This window comes from Streptomyces sp. BR123 (assembly GCF_013401435.1).
GTDB lineage: Bacteria > Actinomycetota > Actinomycetes > Streptomycetales > Streptomycetaceae > Streptomyces.
The window spans coordinates 1-6,959 of the sequence record NZ_JACBGN010000346.1 but is presented as its reverse complement, the minus strand read 5'-3'; the positions used below and the strand labels follow the sequence as shown (position 1 = coordinate 6,959).

Below are 6,959 nucleotides of genomic sequence, written 5' to 3'. Positions count from 1 at the left end.
CCGCCGCCCAGCCCCCGGCCGCCTCCGGCGCCCCGTCACCCGGCAGCAGCGCCGGCGCCACGCCCGCGCCCGAGCTCGGCTCCCGCGTCCTCGAAGGGCTCGGCACCGAGGCCTTCATCGAGGACAAGCTGAGCCCGGCCGGCGCCAGCGCCGTCCAGGCGCGGACCGTGCGGATCGTCCTGCGCACCGCGAACGTCATCGTCACCGTCGAGTACAGCGTGCAGCCCGCGCTGCCCGGCACGATCCCCTCCAGCCCCGAAACCCAGGACAAGGCACGGCAGTTGGCCGCCGCCCTCGTCGAGCGGTTCAACGACTGAACGCGGCCGCGGCCGCCCCCGGGGTGACCGCGCGCACAGCAGGCGTCCTCCGGATCGGGCTACCGTTGCTCGGGTCCCGCGCCCGCACCGCGTCCACCACAACGCGCCCACAACGTACTGAAGGAACCATGCACCGATCAGCTTCGCGCCTCACCCGCGTGCTCGCCTGCGCAGCCGTCATACCGGTGATCCTCGCCGCCGCCGGATGCTCCTCCGACTCGGACAAGGGCAAGGGCAAGGGCTCCGACAGCAGCAAGGACAAGTCCTCCGCCTCGGCCGCCGCCAAGCCGAGCGGCAAGCCGTCGACGCCCCTGGAGAAGGCGGCGTTCGCGACGCTGCCCGAACCCTGCAAGACCGTTCAGGCGAAGACCGTCGACTCCCTGGTCCCCGAGGCCAAGGACAAGAACGGCACGGCCACCAAGTCGAACGACCTGACCACCCGCGCCAGCTGCTCCTGGAACGGCCTCGACGAGGACGGCCTGAAGGGCTCGCAGTACCGCTGGCTGTCGGTCTCCCTCGTCCGCTACGAATCGCACGCCTCGCTCGGCAGCGCGAACAAGCGCGCCGAGGAGCAGTACACCAAGCAGATCGAGGCCGCCAAGGCCACCGAGGGCGCGCACGACGTGAAGACCGAGCAGGCCGGCGGCGTCGGCGACCAGGCCACCTCCGTGATCTTCGGCGTGAAGAAGGACGTGGAGTTCTTCAACACCACGATCGTCGCCCGCACCCAGAACGTGGTCGTCACCCTCGACTACAACGGTGCCGCGTACGAGGGCGCCGGGGCACCGGATCACGCCAAGCTGCTCGAGAACGCGATCGCCGCGGCCAAGGAGGCCGTCGGCTCCGTCGGCTCCGCCGGCGAGCAGCCGAAGCAGCCTGACCAGCAGGCTTCCCCGTCGGCCCAGTAGGCATCGGCCCATTCGCGGGAGATCCGCAGGGATCGGCGGGATTTCATGGGGGCTGACATTCAGTCATCCGTACAGTCGGCCGTACGCTGTGCCTGCCGTAGCTCGACAAGGGGAGGGGATCGCGGGTGGCCGCGATGCAGCTGACTCGAACGCACCGGATACTCATCGGCGTCGTGGTCGCGGGAGCCGTCGTCATCGCGGGCATCGGCTTCGCGGGCTCGTACGCCGCAGTGCGGGAGCTCGCGCTGAAGAAGGGGTTCGGCAGCTTCTCGCTGGTGTTCCCGATCGGCATCGACGCGGGCATCTGCGTGCTGCTGGCGCTGGACCTGCTGCTGACGTGGATCCGGATCCCCTTCCCGCTGCTGCGGCAGACGGCCTGGCTGCTGACCGCGGCGACGATCGCGTTCAACGGCGCTGCGGCCTGGCCGGACCCGCTGGGCGTGGGCATGCACGCCGTGATCCCGATCCTGTTCGTGGTCACCGTCGAGGCGGCGCGGCACGCCGTGGGCCGGATCGCGGACATCACCGCGGACCGGCACATGGAGGGCGTCCGCATGACCCGCTGGCTGCTCTCGCCCGTCCCCACCTTCAAGCTGTGGCGCCGGATGAAGCTGTGGGAGCTGCGCTCGTACGAGCAGGCGGTCGGCATGGAGCAGGACCGGCTGATCTACCAGGCGCGGCTCCAGGCCCGGTACGGCCGGGCCTGGCGGCGCAAGGCGCCGGTGGAGGCGCTGATGCCGCTGCGGCTGGCCCGGATCGGCGTACCGCTGTCGCAGACGGCCCCGGAGGGGCTGGCGGCGGCGGGCATCGACCCGGTGCTGCTGCCGCCGGTGGCCGCGGGGACGCGGGCACCGGCCCTGGCGGCGGCCGAGGCGACCGCGCCCGTGCACGGGCAGGCGCAGGGCCGGGCGCAGGAGCCGGCGCAGGAGTCGGCCGCGCACGGCCCGGGCCGGGCGCAGGCGGGGGACCGGCCGCAGACGGTCCCGGCACAGGCGCCGGGGCCCGCACCGGGCCAGGTAGCGGAGCAGGCGCCGGACCGGGTCGCGGTCCAGGCGCCGGGCGGCCAGGTCCCGGTGGGCGACGCGGCGCAGATCCCGATGGCGAAGCTGCACGCCCACGCGGCGTTCGCGGTGGACCCGACCGCCATGCCCGCGGCCCACGACAGCGCCTGGTTCGCCGGGCCGAAGGCCCCGCAGGCGGCGTATGAGGGCGGCTACAACCCCCAGTACGTGGAGGGCCTGGAGCCCATCCCGGTGATGGCCCCGGCCGGCCCCGAGCTGCCGGAGGGCGGGCAGGCAGCGGCCGTCCAGCAGGTGCTGGACGGCCAGCAGGCGCTGGCGGCCCAGCAGGCGCTCGACGTCCAGCGGCAGGCCCGGGCCGCCCAGCGGGCCCTGGACGCCCAGGCGCAGACCGCGGTTCAGGACACCCCGGACGCCCAGGACGCCCTGTTCCCGACCCCCTCGGTGAACGGGGCGGAGGCCGGGCAGGACGCGGAGGCGGAGGCCATTGACGAGGTGAAGTTCGAGGAGGCCGCGTACGAGGTCTTCCGCGCGCTCACCGAGGAGAAGAACGGGTTCCCGGAGCCGGAGCAGGTCGAAGCACACCTCGCCGACCGCCTCGGGATCGGGCACCCGCGCGGCGCGTCCATCCTCCGCCGCCTTGTTCCGGAGCTGAAGCAGCGCTACCAGCGCGACCTGGAGAACGAGCACATCGCCTGAGGCCGGTCCTCCCGCCCTGCCGGTCCGGCAGGGCGGTGCATGCGGAAGGGGCCGCACCCCGTGCCGGGGTGCGGCCCCTTCGCGTACGGCCTCGTACGGCCTGGCCTCGTACGGCCTGGCCGCCGGGACCGGCGGGTCAGGCGGCGACGAGCCTCCGCACCCGGTCCGCGCCGACCGCCAGCAGCAGCGTGGGCAGGCGCGGGCCGGTCTCCCGGGTGACCAGGAGGCGGTAGAGCAGGGCGAAGAACTGGCGCTGGGCCACCTTCAGCTCCGGGGTCGGCTTGGCCTCGGGGTCGAGACCGGCCATGACCTTCGGAACGCCGTAGACCAGGGTGGTCAGGCCGTCCAGGGACCAGTGCGAGTCCAAGCCTTCGAGCAGCAGCTCCAGCGAGCGGCGGCCCTCGTCGTCCAGGGAGGCCAGCAGCTCGGTGTCGGGCTCCTCGCGGACCAGGGTGCGCTGGTCGGCCGGGACCTGGGTGGTGATCCAGTTCTCGGCGCGGTCCAGGCGCGGGCGGACCTCGTCGAGCGAGGTCAGCGGGTTGGCCGGGTCCAGGTCGGAGAGGATCCGCAGGGTCTGCTCGTCGTGGCCGGCGGTGACGTCGACGACGGACGCCAGGGTCCGGTACGGCATCGGGCGCGGGGTGCGCGGCAGCTCGTGCGAGGCGACGCGGACGGCACGGCTGTGCGCGGCGGCGTCGGCGGGCAGCACGGAGCCGTCGGCGACCTTGGCCTCCAGCTTGTCCCACTCGTCGTAGAGCCGCTGGATCTCCTGGTCGAAGGCGATCTTGAAGCTCTGGTTGGGCCTGCGGCGGGCGTACAGCCAGCGCAGCAGCTGCGGCTCCATGATCTGGAGCGCGTCGGCCGGCGTCGGGACGCCGCCCTTGCTGGAGGACATCTTCGCCATGCCGCTGATGCCGACGAACGCGTACATCGGGCCGATCGGCTGCTCGCCACCGAAGATGCCCACGACCTGGCCGCCGACCTGGAAGGAGGAGCCGGGCGAGGAGTGGTCGACGCCGGAGGGCTCGAAGACGACCCCCTCGAACGCCCAGCGCATCGGCCAGTCGACCTTCCAGACGAGCTTGCCGCGGTTGAACTCGCTGAGCTTGACCGTCTCGGTGAACTCGTCCTCGGTGCAGACGTAGGTCAGCTCGGTCGTCTCGTCGTCGTACGAGGTGACCTTCGTGAAGTCCTTGCCGCACTCGCCGCAGTACGGCTTGTACGGGAAGTACTCCGCACCCTCGGCGCTGCCGTCGTCCTCGGCCGCGGCGCCGGAGCCCTCGGCGGCCTCCAGCTCGGCTTCGTCGACCGGCTTCTGCGACTTCTTCGCCGCCTTGGGCTTGGTGCGGTACTGGGCGAGGATCGCGTCGATGTCGCCGCGGTGCTTCATCGCGAACAGCACCTGATCGCGGTAGGCGCCGGAGGTGTACTGCTCGGTCTGGCTGATCGGGTCGTACTCGACGCCCAGCTCGGCCAGGGCCTCGACCATGGCGGCCTTGAAGTGCTCGGCCCAGTTCGGGTACGCGGAGCCGGCCGGGGCGGGCACCGAGGTCAGCGGGCGGCCGATGTGCTGCGCGTGGGACTCCTCGGTCACGCCGGGGATGCCCTTGGGCACCTTGCGGTAGCGGTCGTAGTCGTCCCAGGACAGGACGTGGCGGACCTCGAAACCGCGGCGGCGGATCTCGTCGGCGACGAGGTGCGGGGTCATGACCTCGCGGAGGTTGCCGAGGTGGATCGGGCCGGAGGGGGAGAGTCCGGACGCGACGACGACAGGTTTGCCGGGTGCTCGGCGCTCCGCCTCGGCGATGACCTCGTCCGCGAAACGGGAGACCCAGTCGGTCTCGGTGCTGCTCTGAGCCACGACACGTCCTTCTATCTCGAATGCTGGCTTCAGCCATTCTCCCAGACGGAAGCGGGCGGTTCGGGGTTGCTTTTCGGGGACGCCTTTCGGGGTGCCTCGCCGGGTGCAGCCGTCGCCCGGGTTATCCCGGGAAATGAGACGCGGGCACATGGGATACTCGGCACTCGTCGGAACACCCAAGTGCACGCACCCCGCACACCTCACAGGAACGGCAGCTCATGGCCTCGGTCCTTTCCCTCGCTTCCTCCGTCCATCAGCGCGTCGCCGACGCCCTCGCCTCCGCCCTGCCGGAGGCCGGTGCGGCCGACCCGCTGCTGCGACGAAGCGACCGGGCGGACTTCCAGGCCAACGGCATCCTGGCGCTCGCGAAGAAGGCGAAGACCAACCCGCGCGAGCTGGCGGCCACCGTGGTCGGCGGCCTGGACAAGGGCGGGGTCATCGAGGACATCGAGGTCTCCGGCCCCGGCTTCCTCAACATCACCGTCTCCGACCGGGCGATCGTCGAGACGCTGGCGGCGCGCGCCGCGGACGCCCGGCTGGGCGTCCCGGTCAACGAGAACGCCGGCACCACGGTCATCGACTACGCGCAGCCGAACGTGGCCAAGGAGATGCACGTCGGCCACCTGCGGTCCGCGGTGATCGGTGCCGCGATGGTCGAGATCCTGGAGTTCACGGGCGAGCAGGTGGTCCGCCGCCACCACATCGGCGACTGGGGCACCCAGTTCGGCATGCTCATCCAGTACCTCATCGAGCACCCGCACGAGCTGGACCACAAGGCCGCCGAGTCGGGCGTCGAGGGGGCGGGCGAGGAGGCCATGTCCAACCTCAACCGCCTGTACAAGGCCTCGCGCGCGCTGTTCGACTCCGACGAGGAGTTCAAGACCCGCGCCCGGGCCCGGGTGGTCGACCTCCAGGCCGGGGACGAGCAGACCCTCGCACTGTGGCAGCGGTTCGTGGACGAGTCGAAGATCTACTTCTACTCGGTCTTCAACAAGCTGGACATGGACATCCAGGACGCGGACATCGTCGGCGAGTCCGGCTACAACGACATGCTGGTGGAGACCTGCCGGCTGCTGGAGGAGTCCGGCGTCGCGGTCCGCTCGGAGGGCGCGCTGTGCGTGTTCTTCGACGAGTACAAGGGTCCGGACGGCAATCCGACCCCGCTGATCGTCCAGAAGTCCGACGGCGGTTTCGGCTACGCGGCCACCGACCTCTCGGCGATCCGCGACCGCGTGGGCAACCTGAAGGCGAACAACCTCGTGTACGTGGTGGACGCCCGCCAGTCGCTGCACTTCAAGATGGTCTTCGAGACCGCCCGCCGGGCCGGCTGGCTGAACGAGGACACCCACGCCTACCAGCTGGCTTTCGGCACGGTGCTGGGCGCCGACGGCAAGCCGTTCAAGACCCGTGAGGGCGAGACGGTGCGGCTGGTGGACCTCCTCGACGAGGCCGTCGAGCGGGCCACGGCCGTCGTCCGCGAGAAGGCGGAGAAGGTCGGCCTGACCGAGCAGGAGATCGTCGAGAACGGCCAGTACGTGGGTATCGGCGCGGTGAAGTACGCCGACCTGTCCACGTCCGCCGCCCGCGACTACAAGTTCGACCTGGACCAGATGGTGTCGCTGAACGGCGACACGTCCGTGTACCTCCAGTACGCGTACGCCCGTATCCAGTCGATCCTGCGGAAGTCCGGCGACGCCGAGCCGGCCGCCCACCCGGAGCTCCCGCTGGCCGCGGCCGAGCGGGCGCTGGGCCTGCACCTGGACGGCTTCGGCGAGCTCATCGCGGACGCCGCCGCCGAGTACGCCCCGCACAAGCTGGCCGCGTACCTGTACCAGCTGGCCTCGCACCTCACCGCGTTCTACGACCAGTGCCCGGTCCTGAAGGCCGAGACCCCGGAGCAGATGGAGAACCGCCTCTTCCTGGTCGAGCTGACCGCCCGGACGCTGAGCAAGGGCATGTCCCTGCTGGGCATCCGGACGCCCGAGCGCCTCTGACGCTCCCGGCGCTCCGGCCCGGCGCTCCCGGCGCTCCCGGCGCTCCCGGTTTCACATGCCCCCGCCCCCGTCGGCAGCTGCTGCCGACGGGGGCGGGGGCATTCTGCGCTCCGGGCTCCGGGCTCCGGGCTTCAGGCCTGAGGCCCGGGGCTGGGGGGGCT

The 6,959-nt window shown here is 71.7% G+C and carries 4 protein-coding genes and 1 pseudogene; 4 read left to right on the top strand and 1 reads right to left on the bottom strand.

Annotation, left to right across the window (positions count from 1 at the left end; translation table 11 throughout):
• The 3 genes and pseudogenes from HYE82_RS32155 to HYE82_RS32145 all read left to right on the top strand — a co-directional run.
• Positions 1 to 317: pseudogene (locus HYE82_RS32155) on the top strand (DUF3558 domain-containing protein); the annotation flags it as partial.
• A 128-nt stretch (positions 318 to 445) separates the two neighbouring features.
• Positions 446 to 1,225, top strand: a complete 780-nt coding sequence (locus HYE82_RS32150) for a DUF3558 family protein (protein WP_179177736.1) — start codon at positions 446 to 448, stop codon at positions 1,223 to 1,225.
• 125 nt (positions 1,226 to 1,350) lie between these two features.
• Complete coding sequence (locus tag HYE82_RS32145; protein WP_179177735.1) at positions 1,351 to 2,943, top strand: DUF2637 domain-containing protein; 1,593 nt, start codon at positions 1,351 to 1,353, stop codon at positions 2,941 to 2,943.
• Between the two features lie 136 nt (positions 2,944 to 3,079).
• On the opposite strand, the gene lysS is transcribed toward HYE82_RS32145, so the two are convergent.
• Positions 3,080 to 4,804: a lysine--tRNA ligase gene (lysS, locus tag HYE82_RS32140; RefSeq protein ID WP_179177734.1), complete on the bottom strand. Its 1,725-nt coding sequence runs from the start codon at positions 4,802 to 4,804 to the stop codon at positions 3,080 to 3,082.
• A gap of 218 nt (positions 4,805 to 5,022) precedes the next feature.
• Between lysS and argS the strand changes: the two genes are divergently transcribed.
• Complete coding sequence (gene argS / locus HYE82_RS32135; protein WP_179177733.1) at positions 5,023 to 6,798, top strand: arginine--tRNA ligase; 1,776 nt, start codon at positions 5,023 to 5,025, stop codon at positions 6,796 to 6,798.
• Positions 6,799 to 6,959 lie beyond the last annotated feature (161 nt).

Excerpts from the sequence above, each read along its gene's own strand:
- HYE82_RS32150 (WP_179177736.1), top strand. The coding sequence starts at position 446 with ATGCACCGATCAGCTTCGCGCCTCACCCGCGTGCTCGCCTGCGCAGCC.
- argS (WP_179177733.1), top strand. The coding sequence starts at position 5,023 with ATGGCCTCGGTCCTTTCCCTCGCTTCCTCCGTCCATCAGCGCGTCGCC.